Consider the following 20,068-nt stretch of genomic DNA (forward strand, 5'->3'; position numbering starts at 1 on the left):
GTGTTCCCCTCCCGGCGTTTGTTAATTCACCGTTAAGCCGTTTTCTTACTTATATTTATTAGAATTCCACATTGATTGAAAAATCCCTCCCTTTAAATTTTCCAGTTTTCTCCCGCTTGACGAACACATGTTCGCTCACTTATACTGGGATCACAACACCCTTTTAAAAGGGGCCGGTAAGTACGCGCACCATCCTCCTGGCCGACATGAACGCCTTTTTCGCCAGCGTCACGCAGGTCCTGGAACCGGAGCTCCATTGATGAGCCGTCGGCAACATCAAAAACCGCTTCGGGGAAGCAAGCCTTTTGCGGAACAGTTTCCTTTTGGAAGCGGGGGTGTTCTACAGCGGCGGGAGACAACAGGATACGGGAAGGCCGCCGCGCTTTTTGACCTGAACGGCGGCAAAAACACGCCAAGAACAAGTAACTCATATCTGTCTCAAATTCATGGTTTCCATGCGTCCGGCTCCGCTCCAGGCAGGCGCGTTTGCTCCCGGCAAGCGCCTGATTACCTTGATCACCGTGCTCCCCTGTGTCATGTAAGCAATCGCCGCAGAAATAACGGCCGCTATTTCATCATCCTTCTCCGTATCAAGAGCGGCAGCGGAAACTTCCGCTTGTGACTCCGCTTTCACCGTTTTAACCTGGGCCGCATTTTTTTTACCATCCATTCTTTTTGATGTCCAGCTGATCACGTTGATTACATAAACCAGGAAAATCAGCTCGATAAAAACAACACCCATCCCAATTGCTGTGACTGTTAGGCCAAACACCATTTTTTCCATTTCGATTGCTCCTCCTCTTTTTCAACCTGTTCAAACAATGCTACCCTCCAAGATAACGAGACAGTTTAAATCGCTTCTCCTTTCCACCTCCTTATCGCAAAAAAATGAGTATTCCAAGTAAACCTCCGGTTTCCTCAAAATACTCACTTACTTACCAGGGTTTTTACCCCCTGATCATATTTGTTTTTCCTTGAAAAAATTTACTCGCAGTACTGGAATAACTATTTTACCGTTTCAGATATGCATAATTCCCAGGCCCGATGTCTCGTGGTTGGTCATGGTATGCATGGCAAAATGCCCGTATATGGCAACAGCCAGCCATTTTTCATAGCGGACGGCGGCGATTTTCACCGCCATATTGGAAGAACTGGGTGCTCCTAGGAGCATCCCTTCCTTCGCCTCAATACAAGCATGAATAAGCGCGTGCATTTCTTCAGGCTGTTTATTAATCACGTTATTGTTCAGGCAGGCCCCTATTACGGCGGAGACGATCTTTTGCTTCATTTCCGTCACGTTTCCGCCCGCCCCGGTAACGGCACAGGAATAGCCCTCTTCAAAAAGCCGTTTTTTTAAAGCGTCTTCTTCCGGTTTCGACGAGGTGAGCGCCAAAAAAAGCGCTTTCTTTCCTATGGAATGGAGTTTTTCTTCACTCATCATTAATCCTGGTCCGCCAAAATTTGCGCCTGTTCAAATCCTTTTAGGATGCATTATACTCCAAATCAGTAATAAAGTAAAACAGATTTTTCTTCCCAACAACTTTTTGTCTTGCGGCCAAGGATCGATTTTAAGCCTTCAGGCTGTCTGATTCCACTAAACCCTGTCCAGGGCTTCTCTCAAGCTTTTAATGTACGCGCAGGCCTCGTCAAGCACATGCTGCGGCTGTTCTTGAACAAGGTGCAAATTTTTTTCAATTCTTTCAATGAGGGAACTGCCCACTATCACGCCGTCGGCGGCACTTCCCATGCGGGCGGCGCTTTCGGGGCCGGAAACGCCGAATCCAACGGCCAGGGGCAGGTCCGTGCTGGCGCGGACCCTGGACAAAAACTCCTCCAATCCGCCGGGCATCTCTTTCCTGCTGCCTGTCACTCCTGTCACGGAAACGCAGTAAACGAACCCTCCCGCCAGTTTCGCGATTTTCTGCAGGCGCGCCGCGGTGCTGGTTGGAGCCGCCAGGAAGATGAGATCAATCCCTGCGCCGCTTGCAGCCCGTTTTAACGGCAGCGCTTCCTCCAGCGGCAGGTCCGGCACGATAAGCCCGCTTATTCCGGCCCCGGCAGCCTGGACGACAAACCTTTCCGGGCCGGGACGGTAAATGGAGTTGTAGTAAGCCATGAACAACAGGGGTAGCCTGGCTTGCTGCCGGATGCGGCTTGCCGTCCTCATGACCTTTTCCAGGGTCACTCCTCCCGCCAGCGCGCGCTGGGAGGCTTTCTGGATGGTGGGGCCGTCCGCCACCGGGTCGGAATAGGGAATGCCCAGTTCGACCAGGTCGGCCCCGGCCTCCTCCAGGCCCAAAACCAGCTTTTCCGTAAATTCCAGCGAGGGGTCGCCGCAGGACACATAAGGGATCAGCGCCTTCCGGCCGTTTTTTTTCAGGTTTTCAAACGTTTGGGTGATCGGTGTCTTATTCACAGTCTCTCCCCCTTTTTCAGTTTGCTTACGGTTTCCACATCTTTGTCCCCGCGCCCCGACAGGTTGACAACCACGATTTTTTCGGGTTCCAGGCCAGGCGCCAGCTTCATCACGTAGGCCAGGGCATGAGCGCTTTCCAGGGCCGGAATGATCCCTTCCAGGCGGGCCAGTGTTTCAAAAGCCGCCAGCGCTTCCCTGTCGGTAACGGCAACGTACTGGGCAAGGCCGCTTTCCTTATAATAACTGTGCTCGGGCCCAACCCCCGGGTAATCGAGGCCGGCGGAAACGGAATGCGCCGGTATGACCTGGCCGTCTTCGTCCTGGAGAAGATAACTCAAGGCCCCATGCAGGACGCCTTTGCTGCCGGCGGTCAGGGCGGCGGCGTGCCGGCCGCTGTCAAGGCCGCATCCTCCAGCCTCCACCCCGATCTTTTTGACCTGGTCCGAACAGGCGAAGGGATGGAAAATGCCCATGGCGTTGCTGCCGCCGCCCACGCAGGCTACCAGGTAGTCGGGCTGGCGGCCTTCCAGCTTCGCCAGCTGATTTTTCGTCTCTTCCCCGATCACGCTCTGAAAATCCCGCACCAGCCTGGGATAAGGATGTGGCCCCACCACCGAACCTATGCAGTAATAGGTGTCTTCAACATGGGCCACCCAGTACCTCAGGGCCTCGTTTGTCGCGTCTTTCAGCGTGCCGGAACCGGAAGCCACCTCCACGACTTCGGCGCCCAGCAGCTTCATGCGAAAAACGTTCAGCGCCTGGCGCCTTGCGTCTTCCTCGCCCATGAAAACCAGGCATTCGCAGCCTAAAAGAGCCGCGGCGGTCGCCGTGGCCACTCCGTGCTGCCCGGCTCCCGTTTCGGCTATCACTTTCCTCTTGCCCATCTTTCTGGCCAGCAAGGTTTGCGCCAGGCTGTTATTAATCTTGTGCGATCCGGTGTGGTTAAGGTCTTCCCTTTTCAGGTAAATCCTGGCCCCACCCAGGTACTCTGTCAGCCTTTTGGCAAAATACAAAGGCGAAGGCCTCCCCGCGTAGGCTTCCAAGTAGTAGGCCAGTTCCTTCTGAAACTCGCCGTCTTTGGCCAGGCTTAAATAAGCCGCTTCCAGCTCCTCAAGAGCAGGCATCAGTGTTTCCGGGACAAACTGTCCCCCGAATTCGCCGAAATATTTATCAACCTTATTCACCTGCAGCCCTCCTCGCCGCTTTGATAAACTGCACAATTTTACCGGCATCTTTTATCCCGGGCTCCTTTTCCACCCCGCTGCTCACATCAACGCCAAAAAAACAGCCCATCCGGACGGCCCGGCCCACGTTGCCGGGCGTCAGTCCTCCCGCCACAATAAGCGGCGTCCCTTTCCAGTCATAATCCAGCGCGGCTTCCCAGGGAAACGTCATCCCCGTGCCGCCGCTTTTCCCGGGAACATAAGCATCAAGCAGGACCCTGTCGGCCGCTCCCTTTAGTATGTATTCCCCTATGGCGGCGCCGTCCAGTTTAGCGCGAACGGAAAATGCTTTAATCACCTGGTAACCTGGAAAACCAAGACAGTACTCCGGGGACTCGCCGCCGTGGAACTGGAGGCCTGTCAGCCTGCAGCAGCGCGCTATTTCCTCCACCAAGCCGGGAGCTTCGTTTACAAAAACCCCGATCTTTTCAACTCCAGGCGGCAGCATCCCGGCAATCTCCCTTGCCTTCTCCGGGTCGACCTTCCGCGGGCCGGGCGCAAAGACAAAGCCCACGGCATTGGCCCCTGCCGCCGCCGCTGCAACGGCGTCGCCAGGGTTGGTGATCCCGCATATTTTTACCCAAACCACAGTTTCACAACCTTCCCGCAATTTCACGCGTTTTTTGAGCCATGTCTGCGCTGGTCACCAGGGCCTCGCCCACCAGGACGGCATCCACGCCGGCCTGGGCCAGGAGCTTGATGTCCGCGGCGCTTGAAATGCCGCTTTCACTGACTAACAGGCAGGTATCCGGTACAAGCTCCGCCAGTTCGAGGGTTGTGTTCAAATCCGTCCTGAAGGTCCGCAGATCCCGGTTATTTATACCTACAACAACCGCTCCGGCTTCGAGCGACATTTCCAGTTCCCGGCGGGTATGCGCTTCAACCAGGACATCCAGTTCAAGCTCGCGAGCCAGGCGAAGCAGTGAAACCAGTTCTCTTCTTGGCAGCACGGCCGCGATTAATAAAACGGCGTCCGCGCCAAAAAGGCAAGACTCCCAGACCTGGTAAGCGTCGATGATAAAATCTTTACGCAGCAAGGGCAGTGGAACCGCCGCCCCGACTTGTTCCAGGTGGGCCAGGCTGCCCTGGAAAAAACGCTCGTCAGTCAGGACGGATACGGCTGCAGCGCCGTTTTGATGATAGCACGCCGCAATCCCGGCAGGGTCAAAGTCACGGCAGAGCAAGCCTTTAGAAGGCGAAGCCCTCTTGACCTCGGCGATAAGGCTGACCCCCTCTTTTTCCAGGCTTTCCTTAAACCCCCGCCTCTTTTTGAAAACCACCTTCTTCTCAAGTTCGGCAAGCGGGAACAGTTCCTTATGCCTGGCCACTTCTGCTTGTTTAAAGGCGATGATCTCGTCCAGGATCATGCTCTGCACCGCCTAGCAGGGAAGAGGGGCTGCCGAGCCGGTCCCGCCGGTGGCCGCAACAAGCTGCTCCAATTTTTCCAGGGCTTTTCCCGAGTCAATGCTCTCCCCGGCAGCCCTGACCCCCTCCGGAAGGTCCCGGACCACCCCGCTTGCCGCCAGGGCCGCCGCGGCATTGAGCAGCACTATGTCCCGATGAGGACCTTTTTCTCCACTCAAAACACGGCGCGTGATCCCGGCGTTTTCCCTGGCGTCTCCTCCCTGCAGCTGTCTGAGGGTTGCCCTGGTAAACCCCAGTTCCTCCGGGTGGATGTAAAACGTCTTAATGCTGCCGTTGTTCAAGCAGCTCACCTTCGTCGGTCCCGTATTGGAAATCTCGTCCAGACCGCCGTCCCCGTGGACGACGTAGGCGCTTTTTACGCCCAGCCGCTCCAGGACGCGGGCCATCACCTCCGTCAGGCCGGGTTCATAAACACCAAGCACCTGAACATTGGCCCGGGCGGGGTTAGTCAGCGGTCCCAGGATGTTGAAAATGCTGCGAATCCCTATTTCCTTTCTCGGCCCGCTGGCGTGTTTCATGGCCACATGAAAAACAGGCGCGTACAGGAAACCTATCCCTATCCGGTCCAGGATGGACATCACTTCACCGGGCAAAAGGTCCAGTTTCACACCGAGCGCCTCCAGCAAATCGGCGCTCCCGCTTTTACTGGAAACCGAACGGTTCCCATGCTTGGCCACCGGAACCCCCGCTCCCGCCACCACAAAAGCAGCGGTGGTGGATACATTGAAAGTCCCGCTGCAATCGCCTCCCGTGCCGCATGTATCGACAAGCAGCGAATGCCGGCAAGAAAAGGAAAGGCTTTTTTCCCTCATGGCCTGGGCGCACCCCGAGATCTCCTCCACGGTCTCACCTTTCATTCTTAAAGCCGTAAGCAGGCTCCCTATCTGCGCGCCGGTTGCCTCCCCATTCATAACCTGGAGCATGACCTGGCGCGCTTCCTGGAACTGGAGGTCCTCCCCGCTTACAATTTTACCAATCATCTCTTTCAACACACTCAACTTTCTCCTCTCCTCTGGAAACTATTGGCGCCGAACAGGCTGGACATCAAGAAAATTCCTTAGCATATCCAGGCCGTATTCCGTGCAGATCGACTCGGGATGGAACTGCACCCCGTAGGTGGGATGCTGTTTATGCTGCACCGCCATGATAATGCCGTCCTCCGTCCTGGCCGTGATCTCCAGGTCATTGGACCCGGCGTTTTCCCGCAAGACCAGGGAATGGTAGCGGGTTACCCTTATTTCCCGGGGAATACCGGCAAACAGCCCTCTCCCTGTATGGCGAATGAGCGAGGTCTTGCCGTGAACGGGTTCGCCTGCCGGCTCAACGCGAAACCGGAAAACTTCGCCGATGCACTGGTGCCCTAGGCAAACCCCCAGGATGGGCACCTTCCCCGAAAAATGCCTCACCGCTTCGGTGCATATGCCCGCATCGGCGGGTGTTCCCGGTCCGGGAGAAAGGACGATCCTTTCGGGGCAAAGTTGCTCTATCTTTTTGACGTCTATCTGGTCGTTGCGCACCACCAGGACCTCCGCTCCCAAAATGCCGAAATACTGCACCAGGTTGTAAGTAAAGGAATCATAATTGTCGATAACCAGGATCACATCTCATTCCCCCTTCCCGGCCGCCTGGATGGCCCTGAGCATGGCTTTCGCCTTGTTTTTGCATTCCAGGTCTTCTTTTTGGGGGTCGGAATCGGCTACTATCCCTGCCCCGGCCTGCGCATAGACCCGGTTCCCCTTGATCACGGCGGTCCGTATGGTAATGCAGGTGTCCATATCCCCGCTGTAGCCGAAATACCCCACCGCCCCGGCGTAAGGCCCTCTTGGGGTTTTTTCCAGTTCTTCTATTATTTCCATGGCCCTGATTTTCGGCGCCCCGGAGACAGTGCCGGCAGGAAAACAGGCCCGCAGCAGCTTAAAGCTGTTGACTCCCGGCGCCAGCGTTCCCCTGACCCTGGATACCAGGTGCATCACGTGGGAGTATTTTTCAATCTCCATGAATTTTTCCACCTTCACGCTGCCGTACTCGCAAACCCTCCCCAGGTCGTTGCGGCCCAGGTCAACCAGCATCAGGTGTTCAGCCTTTTCTTTTTCGTCACCGGCCAGTTCTTCTTCCAACCGGCGCTCCTCGGCATCATCTCTTCCCCGCGGCCGCGTGCCGGCAATGGGCCGGACCTCGGCCTCCCCCCCGCTTGCTTTGACCAGCACCTCCGGAGACGACCCCACCAGCTTGAGGTCATCCATCTCCAGAAAAAACATGTACGGGGAAGGATTGATCGCGCGCAGGCTGCGGTATATTTCGAGCGGCTCACATTCCAGTTCCGTCATGTACCTCTGGGAAAGAACAACCTGGAAAATATCCCCGGCCCTGATGTATTCCTGGGCCTTTTTAACCATCTCCACAAATTCCCCGGCGGTCATGTTGGAGCTAACCCGGCATGGGCTGCCGGAAGGCCGGTTTTCGGGCCGGCCTGCTTCGCCTGTGCAAACCGGCCGGCGCAGCTTCTGGGCAATGCTTTTGATTCTCTGCACGGCCTGCTCGTAATCCTGCTCAGGATCGCCTGTGATCCTGGCGTTTGACACGACCTGGATAACCTGCCGCACATGGTCGTAAATTACCAGGGTGTCCGCAAACATAAACACGCAGTCGGGAAAATCCTCTTCACAGTTTTTGCCGGGAGGCAGCTTTTCAAAATAGCGGGCCATCCCGTATCCCAGGTAGCCCACAGCGCCGCCGGAAAAACCGGCAAGACCCGGAACCCTGACGCTGCGGCTTTCCGCCATCAGCCCTTCCAATTCCCGCAAGGGGTCTTCAGTATGAAAAGAGGTTTCCCGGCCGTTTTCCAGCAGGGTGACCTTGCCGTTAACAGCCTTGAAAACAAGGCGCGGTTCGGCGCTTATAAAGGAGTACCGGCCCACCTGGACGCCTCTTTCCACGCTCTCCAAAAGAAAGCTGTATGGACCCTCTCTAATCTTTAAGTAAATGGAGAGCGGGGTGTCAAACGACGCCGAATACTGGCAGAAGACCGGAACGACGCTCCCTTTCTCAGCCCTGCGCAGGAATTCTTCTTTGCTAAGAGCATCCATTTCGATTCCCTCTTTCCTGGTAAGCGGTCAGCCCGGTGAAAAAAAATAATCCGGGACTGAACATCCTGGATTACATTTAGCGAGAAACACTTATGGAGGAATCGGCGGACAGCGGTACGCAGTCCTCAAATCCCCGTAACTGGCCTTAACTCGTCTAAACTCATCTCAACTCAGCTCAGCTCACAACTGATTGGCACTTACCAAATGATTTGTTTTGATTATGATTTGGTATTGATTATAAAACATCGCAGTCTTGCCTGTAAAGTATAATATTAAAAAAATTTACTGCTATATTTTGCAAATTTTCCGGCTGTTTTTCAAAAAACCATGCCTGGATAAACCCCCTTGCACCTTTCGCCCGGCTTGATTCATATAATGATGGTAGAGAAATAACAAACCTCACGAACTAAGGAGGCGTTGTCATGGAAGGCTGGATTTGGGTAAAAAAAGAATACCGGGTTCCAAAACCGCCGGCTGAATACGCCAAAACATGCGACTGGATATACAGCTGCAGGCAGTTGTCACCGCAAGAAAAAAGTACAGAGAAAACACTATTTGACGAAAAAAATGAAGAGCGAAAGTGATCGCTCTTCATTTTTTGCAAAATTAATCTTTTTGAAAGCAAAACCGGGCTTTTTGTGTATAATATTGTCATAGAGAACCAGCAAAGCGAGTTGATAATTTATGATCCCTCTTCGCGACAGTACCCGTTCCCGTTCTTTTCCCGTGATCACGGTCGCCTTGATCGCAATTAACCTGTACGTATATTACCTCCAGGACACAAGCACCCAGGCGGAGCTGGGAAGGTTCATTTCCCAGTACGCCCTTGTCCCCGCGCGGTTTACCGAACAACTGCGGCTCAATCCCCTGGCCGTCTTCTTCCATCACCCGCTGGTCACGTCAACTTTTCTCCACGGCAGCTGGTTTCACGTAATCTTCAACATGCTCTATCTCTGGATATTTGCCGACAACATCGAGGACCGGCTTGGGCGGCCGCGCTTTATCCTCTTTTATCTACTGGCCGGTATTGCCGGCAATCTTGCCCATATCCTGTTGAATCCCGGTTCACCAATCCCCCTGGTAGGGGCCAGCGGCGCCATAGCCGGCGTCCTGGGAGCCTATATCATAACCTTCCCCAGGGCCAGGATTACATCGCTCCTTTTTATTTTCTTCTTTATAACGATCCGCGATATTCCCGCTATCTATTTTCTCCTGTTCTGGTTTTTGCTCCAGGTCATAAACGGCGTGGCAAGCCTTGGCATCATGGGAAACAACGTGGCTTACTGGGCGCATATAGGCGGCTTTCTTTCGGGAGTGGTTCTCATGTTGATACTTAAAAAGAAAAATTCATGGCAGCCCCGGTTTTAAACCGATAAGCGCATAATCATGATTTATTAAATTAGGAGCGCCAATATGGACACAACTTTGAGAAAACGCATTCAAAACCATTACCAGAAAATGAGCAGCAACCATAAACTGATCGCCGGCTACCTGCTGGAGAACTATGACCAGGCTGCTTTCATGACCGCGCAGCAGCTTGGTGAAACCCTTGGGGTAAGCGAATCAACCGTCATTCGCTTTGCCACCTCCCTCGAATATGACGGTTACCCCCAGCTTCAAAAAGACCTCCAGTGCATGGTAAAAAACAAGATTTCTACAGTTGAGAGGCTGCACCTTTCCCTGGAAAGCAAGCAAAGGAATATCCTGGAAAGGGTTTTTAACACGGACATAAACAATATCAGGCGCACAATGGAAGAGATTAACCCGCAGGATTTTAAAAAGGCGGTCAATGAAATCATCGAAGCGCGCAGCATTTACATTATCAGCCTGAGAAGCGCCACTTCGCTGGGGCAGTTTCTTCACTTTTACCTTAACCTCATCCTGAAAAATTGCCGGGTTGTCAGCGGCATGTCGGTATTCTTCGAAGAACTGGTAGCAATAGGACCCGAAGACCTGGCCATCGGCATTTCCTTTCCCCGCTACAGCAGGCAAACCATCGAAGGGTTGAAATACGCCAGGGAAAAAGGGGCCCGCACCATTGCCATAACCGATTCGGTAACGTCCCCGCTGGCTGAACACGCGCACTACGTTCTTACCGCCCACAGCGCGATGACTTCGTTCATCGACTCTTTTGTCGCACCCTTAAGCGTGATCAACGCCCTCATTATCGCGGTCGGCACCCAGGAAAGCGAAAAAACGGCGCAGGCTTTAAGCATGCTGGAAGAAATATGGGATACTTTCAAAATCTACTACACGGGCAACGGCGACTAGTGCTGCCTTTTTTTCAAGCCCAGTATTTGCCTGGCCTCCGCGGGAGTTGCTATTTCACGCCCCATAGCCAGCGCGATTTTTTTTACCCGGCGAACCAGATCAACATTTGTGGCCAGAACCCCCTTGCGGTAATAAATGTTGTCTTCCAGCCCTACACGAACGCTCCCGCCCAGCGCAAGGGCTACAGCGGAAAGAGAAACATGGTCTTTGCCAATGGCGGAGACGGTCCAGGTCACACCCTCGGGTAAATTTTCGTAAAGGAAAAAGAGCTGCTTCGCGCTCGCCGGCTGGGAACCCGGGACGCCCAGGACCAGGTTGATCTGGAGAGGCCATTCAAGCACACCCTTTTTTACCAGCTGCAAAGCGTTGAACAGCATGGCGGTGTCAAAGACCTCGATCTCCGGTTTGACGCCGTATTTTTTCATCTCACCAGCCAGGTAGGCAATGGTTTCGGGGTCGTTGAAATTGGCCGACGTAGGAAAGTTCGACGAGCCGGTCGCCAGGCTGGCCATCTCCGGCGCAAGGCAGATCATCTGGCCCCTTTCTTGATATGATTTGCCCGCGCGCCCGCCGGTGGAAAGCTGGGTAATAATATCGCAGTTTCTTTTCGCCTCAAGGCAGGCCAGTATTTCACGATACACGTTGACATCCGAAGTCGGCTTGCCTTCCCTGTCCCTGGCATGTATATGGGCCACCGCGGCCCCCTCCTCCCAGCACTCGTAAATCTGGTCGGCTATTTCCTGCGGAGTAACGGGTAAATTTGGGTTCATTTCCTTGGTCGGGACATTCCCCGTAGGCGCAACCGTAATGATTACCTTGTTCTCCATCCACAAGGCCCTCCTTTGTTTCTTGTTTATCACCTGTATCCGGCAAGTGTGTTCGCGAACTCGGCAAAACCCGCCTCCATCCTCTCCACCAGCTCGTCAACTTCTTCTTTCGTAATAATCAACGGCGGCGCGAGCAGGAACTGGTCACCGTTTTCACCGTCGGCCATCCCGCCGCCGGGATAAACGACAACCCCGTGCTTCATCAAGGTAACGGTAATCTTTTCCGCCAGGCCCAGCGATGCGGGAAAAGGTTCTTTTGTCGCCTTGTCTTTGACCAATTCAACACCCTGCAGCAGTCCTTTGCCGCGCACATCGCCCACGAACCAAAAAGGAAGAAGTTTTTCCTGCAATTGTTTGAGCATGTAATCCCCTACAGCGCGCACGTTTTCCAGTATATTATCCTCGATGAGCGTTTTGATGACCGCTACCGCCACAGCTGCGGAAAGCGGGTTCCCTCCATACGTGTGCCCGTGGACAAAAGCGCCCGACCCACGCTTGAATGTGTCATAAATCTCGTCTTTGGCCAGGACAGCGCCCAGGGGAGAATATCCGGCGCTCATTCCCTTGGCCGAGCAGATCATATCCGGTATTACGCCAAAATCCTCAATGGCAAAGATGAAACCCGTTCTGCCGTACCCGGCCATCACCTCGTCGGAAATAAAGAGTATATCGTAGTGGTCGCAGATCTGGCGGATAACCCTGAAATAGTCCCTGTGAGGCACCAGCGCGCCGCTCGCCGCGCCCACCACCGGCTCGGCAATGAAGGCCGCTATTGAATCTGCGCCTTCCGTTTTTAATACCCTCTCCAGATCAAGGGCGCAATGCGCTCCGCAGGTCTCCACCTGCTTATCGAACGGGCAGCGGTAGCAATACGGCGCGGCGATGTGCGGGAAATCCAGCAGGAGCGGCGTGTATTTTTTCCGGCGCCTGTCGCCGGTCATGGAAAGAGCGCCGATGGTGTTCCCGTGATAACTGTGCCAGCGGGAGACGATGCGGTACTTGGCAGACTTCCCGTCCCGCTCCAGGTAATACTGCCGGGCCATTTTCAGGGCGGATTCCGTCGCTTCTGATCCCCCGGAAACAAGGTACAGCTTGTTCAGTGTGCCGGGAGCCAGGCTGGCGACAAGGTCCGCAAGCTCCTTAATTGGCGCCGAAGTCCACCGGGAAAGGTGACAGAAAGCAATCTTTTCCGCCTGTTCGGTCATGGCTTTAATAATACGGGGATGACCGTGGCCCAGGTTGGAAACGGCTGCACCGGCGCAGGCGTCGATATAGCGGTTCCCCTCCTTATCATACAGGTATATGCCTTTCCCGCAGGCGATCTCAGGGTAATTCCTTTTCAGGTTGCGGTAAAAAACATTATCCATAACACTCTTCCTCCCGGCATGATTACTTTTCCTTCATTATACATTATATTATGAAGGAATTCCATCATCAGATTAAAAATTTATTATTTTTTTACGACTTCTTCTCTTATGCTCTTACTTCTGTCAATTTTAAAAGAATAGACTTGTTTTACAGGTCTTTTTTTCATATTAAGAATTTTTTAAAACAAGATGGATTTCCTGCATCCTTTATTGTATAATGAAGTATATGATTCACAAATAAATCTTGGGAGGAGGAGGTATCTTTATGTCCAAAAGAAAAATGGCCGTGCTTGTGCTCCTGCTGTTTATCGCCAGCATAGCTGTTACCGCCTGCAGCGGCAGCGCCCCGGCTAAAAAGGAGGAACCCAAACCAGAAGCGCCCAAAAAACTGCAGCTCAACATTATAACCGGCTCTACGGGCGGAACATACTTTGCCCTGGGCGGGGCCATGGCCAATACCTGGAGCAAGTATCTCACCAATGCCCAGATAACATCCCAGCCGGGCGGGGCATCGGTGGAAAGCATCAACCGTGTTAACGCCGGTGAAGTCGACCTGGGCATGGCAATGAACAACATTGCTGACGACGCCTGGAACGGCAAGGGTTCGTTCAAGTCGCCCCTGAAGAATTTCAGGACTATAGGGGTCATTTATCCCGAGGTTTACCAGGGCGTTGCCTTAAAAGAAAGCGGGATTAAAAGTCTTAAGGACATTAAAGGCAAAAAGGTTGCCGTCGGTCCCGTCGGCAGCGGCACGGCCGTCTTAAGCGAAGCGGTGTTCGCCGAAGCCGGAATTGACATCAAGAAGGATATCAAAGCCGAATTCGCCGCGTTTGGCGATGCGGCCAACAAAATGAAAGACGGCCAGCTTCAGGCCAACTTCGGGGTCTTGAGCTGCCCGGCCGCCGCGATTCAAGACATCATGACCGCCCGCAAGATAGAAATCATTGAAATCAAAGGCGAACTGTTTGACAAGATCAAGGCCAAGTACCCGTTTTTCAGCCAGTATAAAATTCCGGCCGGAACGTACGGCAATACGGAAGACAAGTATACCATCAACTGTATGGCCGCCCTGTATGTAAAGCCTGATTTGCCGGAAGATGTCGTGTACGACATCACCAAAATCTGGTATGAAAAAACTGCCGAAGTGGCTCAAGCACACGCCGCCGCTCAATGGATGGCCGACGAACTGAAAGCCGGCAGGTTGGAAACCGCTCTCTCCGGCATCACAACGCCTCTGCACAAAAGCGCTTACAAATACTTCGTCGAGAAGGGAATAAAAGTCCCTGACAGCATTAAACCTATTGACTAAACTGACAGGGGGTGGAGGCCGGGCAACTTCTATGTCCGGCCTCCTATTTATGAAAAAAGTATTTATTATACCTGCCTTGATCGTCTTGACAATAATATGCTTTTGGCCCATATATGTATTAGAGGTAAGGGTTGACGGCACTGAGGAGCTTGTTTACCAGCAGCCGGCAAAAAAAGGAGAAATTTTTGACGTGGCCTGGACCCACTCGGTGACCCTGCAGCCCGTGATTGAAACCTATAAACTGGAAGCGCCCGGCAGGATCCCGCTCGTCCGGATGGTTTTTGACGACTTTGGGCCCAACCTTCCGGCACGTCCCGAGTTCAATCAAAAGTGGACCATCTCCGGCGGTAAGTACATCGTTACCAACTATGACCGGTACTTTGAAAGGGTCCCTGTCGTCATCGGGGCTATCACCGCCAATCACACCCTCAGGTATGACGGAAAAGAAGTCCGGCTTAAAGACGTATACCGGCCGGGAGGATACGTGCATATTGGCCTGGTAAGAACCCCCCCGTTCCAGTATTTACTTAAGGAGGTTGAAATATGGCTCAGAAATTGGTTGAGCAATCTCCAGGAGAAATGACTAACCACGAGATGATCGATCAAGAAACATCAGCAAAAATTCTGGCCAAGTATGACCGTGAATTTGCGTACCGCCGCTTGAAAGGACCCGTGGCAACATTCTGCTTTATACTGGCGGTGTTATGGGCGCTTGCCCAGTTATACACAGCGGCTTTCGGGGTGTTTCCCTCCACGCTGCAGAGAGCCCCGCACGTCGGGGCCGCATTAATGCTGATTTTCCTGCTGTACCCGGCCAAAAGGGGTTCCACGAGCAACAAGATACCTTTTTATGATTATATCTTGGCCTTGTTGGGCTTTGCAGTCTCCGCCTACCACGTCGTCTTTTACGAGGAACTGGTCTGGCGGGCGGGAGTTTACACGCAGCTGGACGCAGCGGTCGGCGTAATCGCCGTCCTGCTTGTCCTGGAGGCCACCAGAAGAATCGCCGGGCCGGTCATCGTCACCCTGGCGGTCTTTTTCCTGCTCTACGCTTATTTCGGCAGCTACTTCCCCAGTTTTATGGCGCACAAGGGACTGAGCATCAAAAGGATTGCCGTGTTCCAGTGGATCAGCACCGAAGGCATCCTGGGAATTCCCATTGCCGTTTCGTCCACCTTCATTTTTTTATTTATGCTCTTTGCGACCTTTCTTAAAAAGACCGGTATCGGGGACTGGCTGACCAGCATTGCCGTGGGAGTGACCGGAGGCGCGGTCGGCGGGCCGGCCAAGGCGGCGGTAGTGGCCAGCGCCGCCCAGGGCACGGTTTCCGGCAGCTCCGTCGCCAACACGGTGGGAACCGGTTCGGTGACCATTCCCCTCATGAAAAGCATCGGCTATCGCCCGGAATTTGCCGGGGCGGTTGAAGCAGCCGCCTCAACAGGCGGGCAGTTGATGCCCCCGATCATGGGAGCCGCTGCCTTCGTCATGTCCGAATTCCTGAACATCCCTTACGGCCAGATCGCCCTGGCGGCCGCCATCCCCGCAGTTCTTTACTTTACCGGCATTTTCATCACTGTGCACCTGGAAGCAGTAAAAACGGGGCTCACCGGCATTGCCAGGGAAAAACTTCCCGACTGGAAACGGGAATTAAAAAGAAAATGGTTTCTATCCACTCCCATCATCGGGATAGTATGGCTCCTGATAAAGGGGTACACTCCTATGATTGCCGCGTTTATCGGCGTTTTGCTCTGCATAGGCGCGTCAATGATCCTCAAAGAGACCCGGATATCGCTCTGGAATATCATCAAAGCCCTGGAAGAGGGAGCCAGGTCTGCCCTGCCCGTCGTTGCGGCCTGCGCCACGGCCGGGATCATCGTCGGCGTCATTACCCTGACCGGGCTGGGCTTAAAGATGGGCGGCGGCCTCCTCTCCCTGGCGGGCGGCAGCATTCACCTGACCATGTTCCTGACGATGATCGCCTCTCTTATCCTCGGTATGGGCGTGCCGACGACAGCAAACTACATCATCCAGGCCACCGTCTCCGCACCCGCCCTGGTCAAGCTGGGAGCAGCCCCCATTGCCGCCCACCTGTTTGTCTTTTATTTCGGGATCGTGGCTGACATCACTCCTCCCGTGGCCCTGGCCGCCTTTGCCGGTTCCGGAATAGCCCAGTCGAACCCCTTAAAAACCGGGGTAGAGGCATCCAAGCTCGGCGCCGCGGCCTACCTTGTCCCCTACATTTTTGTCCTGTCTCCCGTCCTGGTGCTGGTCAGGCCGGAAGGCGCGACAACCCTGGTTTTCCTCCTCCTGATACTGAAAGCGCTGGCCACCGCCCTGATCGGGATGCTGGGCATCGGCGGGGCGACAACAGGGTATTTTGTCACCAACGGCCGCTGGTATGAACGCCTGCTCCTCTTTATCGGGGGCGTTTCCCTGATCGACCCGGGCGCCCATACCGACATAGCGGGTCTCATCTTGCTTGCCGTTGTTTGGCTGCTGCAAAAAAGAAGAACCGGGAAGCATAAACCCGGCCTTGCTAAATAACGCTTGTGTTTTGGGCCTTGAGTTCAGATCAGGCAACGGCCGCCGTCCACCAGCAGCCTGCCGTTTTTGATCACATAAAGGCACTGGGCCTGGTTGATGATTGTTTCCTGGGCAGAGGGAGCGTCAAATACCACCAGGTCCGCCTTTTTATTCTTTTCCAGGCCGTAATCCTTCAGCCTCATGGCCCTGGCCGCGTTAACCGTACCCATTTTGTAGATTTCCACAAGCTCTTCATCCGTCTGAACTCCCAGCAGTTCCGCCAGCAGCAGCATGAAATAAACAAGATTGGCGCTGCCCAAAAAGGCGAAAGTGTTGCGGATGTTGTCGGTCCCGACGGCGACATTGACGCCGCCCTGCACCAGTTCACGCACGCAGGTGAGCCTGATGCGCTGGGGCAGCACAACGACGGAAAGGCCCGCTTCTTTGACCTTCTTTATTGTCTCGTCTCTCACCTTTTTTTCCACATGGGCAATTCCTATGACGTGTCCTGCCGCCACCCTTCCCTGGTAGCCGCATTCAACCGTTTTTTGCACGACATAGGGCAGGGCGAAGGCCTCGGGGGTGTCCGCGTTGTCCAGGTGCATATCGACATCGCAGTCAAACTCCCTGGCTATTTGAAACATCCGGTCAACCTGCTTTTCCGGGCTTGACGGCCATACTCCCCTGTTGACATTACCGCCGATTACATCGGCCCCTGCTTTCAGTGCTTCGATAACATACTCTTCGCATCCCATTTCCATGGAGCCTGGGGAATTAAACCAGCCCTCCTGGGCAAAAGCGATGGTTTGAAGGTCCAGCCATTCTTTTGCTTCCTTTTTGGCGCTGAGCATGCCTTCAACCGCCCGCATTTCCACCAGGGGATCCGCTTCGACAAAAGTCCTGATCGCCGTAGTCCCGGTTTTTACGGCCATTTTTATCACCTGCAGGGAGCGGTTTTTGACATCCTCCGCCGTCATCGTCTTTTTGATCTCCCGGGTGGCGACGATTTTTTCCGACAGGGTGCCGCGCCTGAGATTAGGAGAAAAACGGTCATAAAGCAGGGCTTTGTCAAGATGGGCATGGGGATTGACCAGCCCCGGGGAAACAAATTTTCCCCCCGCGTCTATTTCTCTTTTCCCGGCAACCTGCAGGTTCTCGCCAATATCCGCTATCCTGTCCCCTTTGACGGCAATATCCACAATCCCTTGATAACCAAAGGCTCTGGCCTTTCTGATCAGCAAATCCATTATTTCTGCTCCTCCTTGCCCGGGTGCTGTCCACGCTAGTTTTCGATACCCTTTCTCGCTTCCACACCCCTGGTATAGTAGTGCTTAACCTCCCTCATCTCCGTAACCAGGTCCGCCTTCTCAATCAGCTCCGGTGTAGCGCCGCGCCCCGTCAGGACAAGCTCTACGCCTTCGGCCCGTTTCTCGATAAGGTCCTTTACCTTTTCCCAGTCAACCAGGCCAAAATGCAGGGCCACATTCAGTTCGTCCAACACCACCATGTCGTATTCGCCGCTTTTCACGGCCTGCGCGGCCCGTTCCATTCCCCGGTTAATCAGTTCTACGTATTCCCGTGGAGGCTGACCCGGCGGGAATATAACCGCCTTCTCGCGCCATTTGGCCAGCTCTTCCTCAGGCATCGACCCTTCCTTGACCACAAAAAACGGCTTGCCCACCGTCTCCAGGGTGAGATTGGGCGATATTCCCGGAAGTACTTTGTGCTCGCTATATGCCCTGGCCTTCATGAACTGGAGAAAAAGCACCTTTTTCCCCGCTCCCAGCGCCCGGATGGCCAGGCCGATGGCTGCCGTCGTCTTGCCTTTGCCGTTTCCGGTGTAAACCTGCACATAACCTTTCTGTCCCACGTCAAACCTCCGTTCTCATGTCCTTTTCTCCATGCGCCTGCTGCTTTCTTCCTCAAGACCAAGGTGCTCACAGGCAAGGTCCAGGCTGCAACAGGCCATCCGAAAGCCCGGATCGATCTCCACGGCGTTTTCCAGGTACTGCACGGCCTGCCTGAAGCAGCTTTCCGCATCTTTTTCCCTGTTCTTCTTCTTTAAGTTACGCCCCATCTGGTTGTACGCCAGCCCCAGGTTGAAGTGCGCCTCGGCCCGCTGGGGATCAAGCAGGACCGCGGCCTGGAAAAGCCAGACGGCCGATTCCAGGTTGTTGCGGGAAAACTGTTCAGCCCCGTCGTAAATGAGTTCTTTGGCCAGGTTCGGGTTGTAGGCATTGAGCCAGTGGATATAGGAAGCGGCATCGGCGTGCCCGGGCTGGTGCCCCAGAACATAGACCATGGAGCCGGCAATGGCCTTCCAGAAGTCATCGCCTCCTACCCTCCTCTCGAAGGCGTCCAGGAAAATGGGGTAAGTAAAATTGGAGGGCATTTCCACAGGAGCTTCGATTTCATGAGGGAGCATGATATAAACAAGCTGCTCGCGCCAGGAATCATCCCACGGCTGGTAATCTCGCATCAGGCCATCTCTCCTTTCGCTGCATCTTATTTAATTATTTCTCCAAGGCCTTCCCGTACAGGTAATTGAACTCCTTTCCCTGGTATGTGCCGAGCCGTTTCATCTTTTCTTCAATCAAATTTTTAATCCTCCACCAGCTCGTGTCCCAGTTGCAGAAAAGCACGCCGTCCCTGGGCCCTTTCCCGGCGAGGCGCTGGATAACCGTTTGCGGCCGCAGGTTTTCCAGAAACAGGACCACCCTGCCGGCGTACTCGTCAAGGCTGATCAAGCTGATTTCGCCTTTCTCGTACATGTCCCCCAAGGGCGTCCCTTTCACGATGTAAAGCGAATGAAGCTTGACATATTCTATTTCCAGCGCCGATAGTACCCTGGCGTTCTCCACCACATCCGTCTCGTCGTCCCAGGGAAGATTGAGGATAAGGTGGGCGCAGACGGCAAAACCATGCTTTTTTATTCTCAGGACGGCATCAATGAACTCAGCCAGGGTGTGCCCGCGGTTTATCTTTTTCAGCGTGTGGTAATTGACCGTCTGCAGTCCCAGTTCCACGGTGATGTCCAGTTTTTTTTGCCGCGAGATTTCGCCAAGAAACTCAAGATAGCTTTCCCCGGCACAGTCGGGCCGGGTCGATACGGATATGCCGACCAGCCCTTCCACTTCGCTGGCGGCCCGGATATTCTCCTTGAAACTCTCCAGCGGCAGGTAGGTATTGGTAAAGGCTTGGAAATAGGCAATAAACCGGCGGGCGTTAAAACGCCTGGTATAAAACGCCTTGTTCTCTTCGAGCTGTTCTTTGACGCTCATGGTGTTCGGCAGGGCGTCAAAGCCGGAACCTTCCTCGTCGCAAAAAATGCAGCCGCCCGTCCCCAGGACTCCGTCGCGGTTGGGGCATGTGCCCGGGAGGTTTACGGGGAGTTTATACACTTTTTCGCCGTACCTTTCCCGGAGGTGGTCGGCATAGCTCCTGTACAGCGCTGTCGAAGCAGTCATCTCTATCCACCGGTATTCAAAATCATTTCTGTGTTTATTGTATTATTTTACACCCTCGACTTCAATTGCAATAAACAGAACATTTTTTTGTGTATTTATCCCGAGTTTGGCGACAAATATTTCCATGCCAATGGTGACAAGGGTTCCTGGTTTA

21 protein-coding genes are annotated in these 20,068 nt (G+C 54.0%); 6 read left to right on the plus strand and 15 right to left on the minus strand.

The genetic code is table 11. The annotated features are described in order from the left end of the window. Positions 1-427 precede the first annotated feature (427 nt). The 9 genes from NUV48_10325 to trpE form a co-directional block, all read right to left on the minus strand. Positions 428-784 carry an OadG family protein gene (locus NUV48_10325; GenBank protein ID MCR4442534.1) on the minus strand — a complete coding sequence of 119 codons (357 nt, stop codon included), beginning with the start codon at positions 782-784 and terminating at the stop codon, positions 428-430. Positions 785-1,018: 234 nt separating this feature from the next. Further along, entirely contained in the window at positions 1,019-1,441 is a 423-nt protein-coding gene (locus NUV48_10330) for a HutP family protein (GenBank protein ID MCR4442535.1), read from the minus strand. Positions 1,442-1,594: 153 nt separating this feature from the next. Next, positions 1,595-2,416, minus strand: coding sequence for a tryptophan synthase subunit alpha (gene trpA / locus NUV48_10335; GenBank protein ID MCR4442536.1), 822 nt, complete (start codon positions 2,414-2,416; stop codon positions 1,595-1,597). Further along, positions 2,413-3,648, minus strand: coding sequence for a tryptophan synthase subunit beta (gene trpB, locus NUV48_10340; protein MCR4442537.1), 1,236 nt, complete (start codon positions 3,646-3,648; stop codon positions 2,413-2,415). The genes trpA and trpB overlap by 4 nt, the downstream gene beginning before the upstream one ends. Then, a complete protein-coding gene (locus NUV48_10345; GenBank protein ID MCR4442538.1) occupies positions 3,593-4,228 on the minus strand; it encodes a phosphoribosylanthranilate isomerase in 636 nt (211 codons plus the stop codon). The genes trpB and NUV48_10345 overlap by 56 nt, the downstream gene beginning before the upstream one ends. Positions 4,229-4,232: 4 nt before the next feature. Then, entirely contained in the window at positions 4,233-5,006 is a 774-nt protein-coding gene (gene trpC / locus NUV48_10350; GenBank protein MCR4442539.1) for an indole-3-glycerol phosphate synthase TrpC, read from the minus strand. Between the two features lie 12 nt (positions 5,007-5,018). Continuing rightward, entirely contained in the window at positions 5,019-6,056 is a 1,038-nt protein-coding gene (gene trpD, locus NUV48_10355) for an anthranilate phosphoribosyltransferase (protein ID MCR4442540.1), read from the minus strand. 27 nt (positions 6,057-6,083) lie between these two features. After that, positions 6,084-6,665: an aminodeoxychorismate/anthranilate synthase component II gene (locus NUV48_10360; GenBank protein MCR4442541.1), complete on the minus strand. Its 582-nt coding sequence runs from the start codon at positions 6,663-6,665 to the stop codon at positions 6,084-6,086. A gap of 3 nt (positions 6,666-6,668) precedes the next feature. Then, the gene (gene trpE, locus NUV48_10365; GenBank protein ID MCR4442542.1) at positions 6,669-8,150 is read right to left on the minus strand and encodes an anthranilate synthase component I; all 1,482 of its coding nucleotides are present in this window, start codon (positions 8,148-8,150) and stop codon (positions 6,669-6,671) included. Between the two features lie 422 nt (positions 8,151-8,572). Between trpE and NUV48_10370 the strand changes: the two genes are divergently transcribed. From NUV48_10370 to NUV48_10380, 3 genes are all read left to right on the plus strand, one after another. Then, positions 8,573-8,734, plus strand: coding sequence for a hypothetical protein (locus NUV48_10370; GenBank protein ID MCR4442543.1), 162 nt, complete (start codon positions 8,573-8,575; stop codon positions 8,732-8,734). 100 nt (positions 8,735-8,834) lie between these two features. Continuing rightward, positions 8,835-9,518 (plus strand): rhomboid family intramembrane serine protease, encoded by a 684-nt coding sequence (locus NUV48_10375; GenBank protein MCR4442544.1) that lies wholly within the window; start codon positions 8,835-8,837, stop codon positions 9,516-9,518. 45 nt (positions 9,519-9,563) lie between these two features. Next, a complete protein-coding gene (locus NUV48_10380; GenBank protein ID MCR4442545.1) occupies positions 9,564-10,421 on the plus strand; it encodes a MurR/RpiR family transcriptional regulator in 858 nt (285 codons plus the stop codon). On the opposite strand, the gene NUV48_10385 is transcribed toward NUV48_10380, so the two are convergent. Both NUV48_10385 and NUV48_10390 read right to left on the minus strand, forming a co-directional pair. Continuing rightward, on the minus strand, positions 10,418-11,248 hold the full coding sequence (locus NUV48_10385; GenBank protein ID MCR4442546.1) for a 3-keto-5-aminohexanoate cleavage protein: 831 nt from the start codon (positions 11,246-11,248) through the stop codon (positions 10,418-10,420). The genes NUV48_10380 and NUV48_10385 overlap by 4 nt on opposite strands. Before the next feature lie 29 nt (positions 11,249-11,277). After that, complete coding sequence (locus NUV48_10390) at positions 11,278-12,615, minus strand: aspartate aminotransferase family protein (GenBank protein ID MCR4442547.1); 1,338 nt, start codon at positions 12,613-12,615, stop codon at positions 11,278-11,280. 265 nt (positions 12,616-12,880) lie between these two features. Between NUV48_10390 and NUV48_10395 the strand changes: the two genes are divergently transcribed. From NUV48_10395 to NUV48_10405, 3 genes are read left to right on the plus strand one after another with little or no spacing between them, the layout of a single operon-like run. Then, a complete protein-coding gene (locus NUV48_10395; GenBank protein ID MCR4442548.1) occupies positions 12,881-13,924 on the plus strand; it encodes a TAXI family TRAP transporter solute-binding subunit in 1,044 nt (347 codons plus the stop codon). A gap of 31 nt (positions 13,925-13,955) precedes the next feature. Further along, positions 13,956-14,507, plus strand: coding sequence for a DUF1850 domain-containing protein (locus tag NUV48_10400; GenBank protein MCR4442549.1), 552 nt, complete (start codon positions 13,956-13,958; stop codon positions 14,505-14,507). Then, positions 14,468-16,468, plus strand: a complete 2,001-nt coding sequence (locus tag NUV48_10405; protein MCR4442550.1) for a TRAP transporter permease — start codon at positions 14,468-14,470, stop codon at positions 16,466-16,468. Before NUV48_10400 ends, NUV48_10405 begins: the two co-directional genes overlap by 40 nt. A 23-nt stretch (positions 16,469-16,491) precedes the next feature. On the opposite strand, the gene NUV48_10410 is transcribed toward NUV48_10405, so the two are convergent. Genes NUV48_10410 through NUV48_10425 form a run of 4 tightly spaced genes read right to left on the minus strand, consistent with a single transcriptional unit; the run spans position 16,492 to position 19,914 of the window. Further along, positions 16,492-17,694, minus strand: coding sequence for an amidohydrolase family protein (locus tag NUV48_10410; GenBank protein MCR4442551.1), 1,203 nt, complete (start codon positions 17,692-17,694; stop codon positions 16,492-16,494). A 35-nt stretch (positions 17,695-17,729) separates the two neighbouring features. Continuing rightward, on the minus strand, positions 17,730-18,317 hold the full coding sequence (locus NUV48_10415) for a cob(I)yrinic acid a,c-diamide adenosyltransferase (GenBank protein ID MCR4442552.1): 588 nt from the start codon (positions 18,315-18,317) through the stop codon (positions 17,730-17,732). A gap of 15 nt (positions 18,318-18,332) precedes the next feature. Beyond that, positions 18,333-18,926 (minus strand): tetratricopeptide repeat protein, encoded by a 594-nt coding sequence (locus NUV48_10420; GenBank protein ID MCR4442553.1) that lies wholly within the window; start codon positions 18,924-18,926, stop codon positions 18,333-18,335. 34 nt (positions 18,927-18,960) lie between these two features. Further along, a complete protein-coding gene (locus NUV48_10425) occupies positions 18,961-19,914 on the minus strand; it encodes a TIGR01212 family radical SAM protein (protein ID MCR4442554.1) in 954 nt (317 codons plus the stop codon). Positions 19,915-20,068: the final 154 nt, after the last annotated feature.

This window comes from Peptococcaceae bacterium, from assembly GCA_024655825.1.
GTDB lineage: Bacteria > Bacillota > Peptococcia > DRI-13 > PHAD01 > JANLFJ01.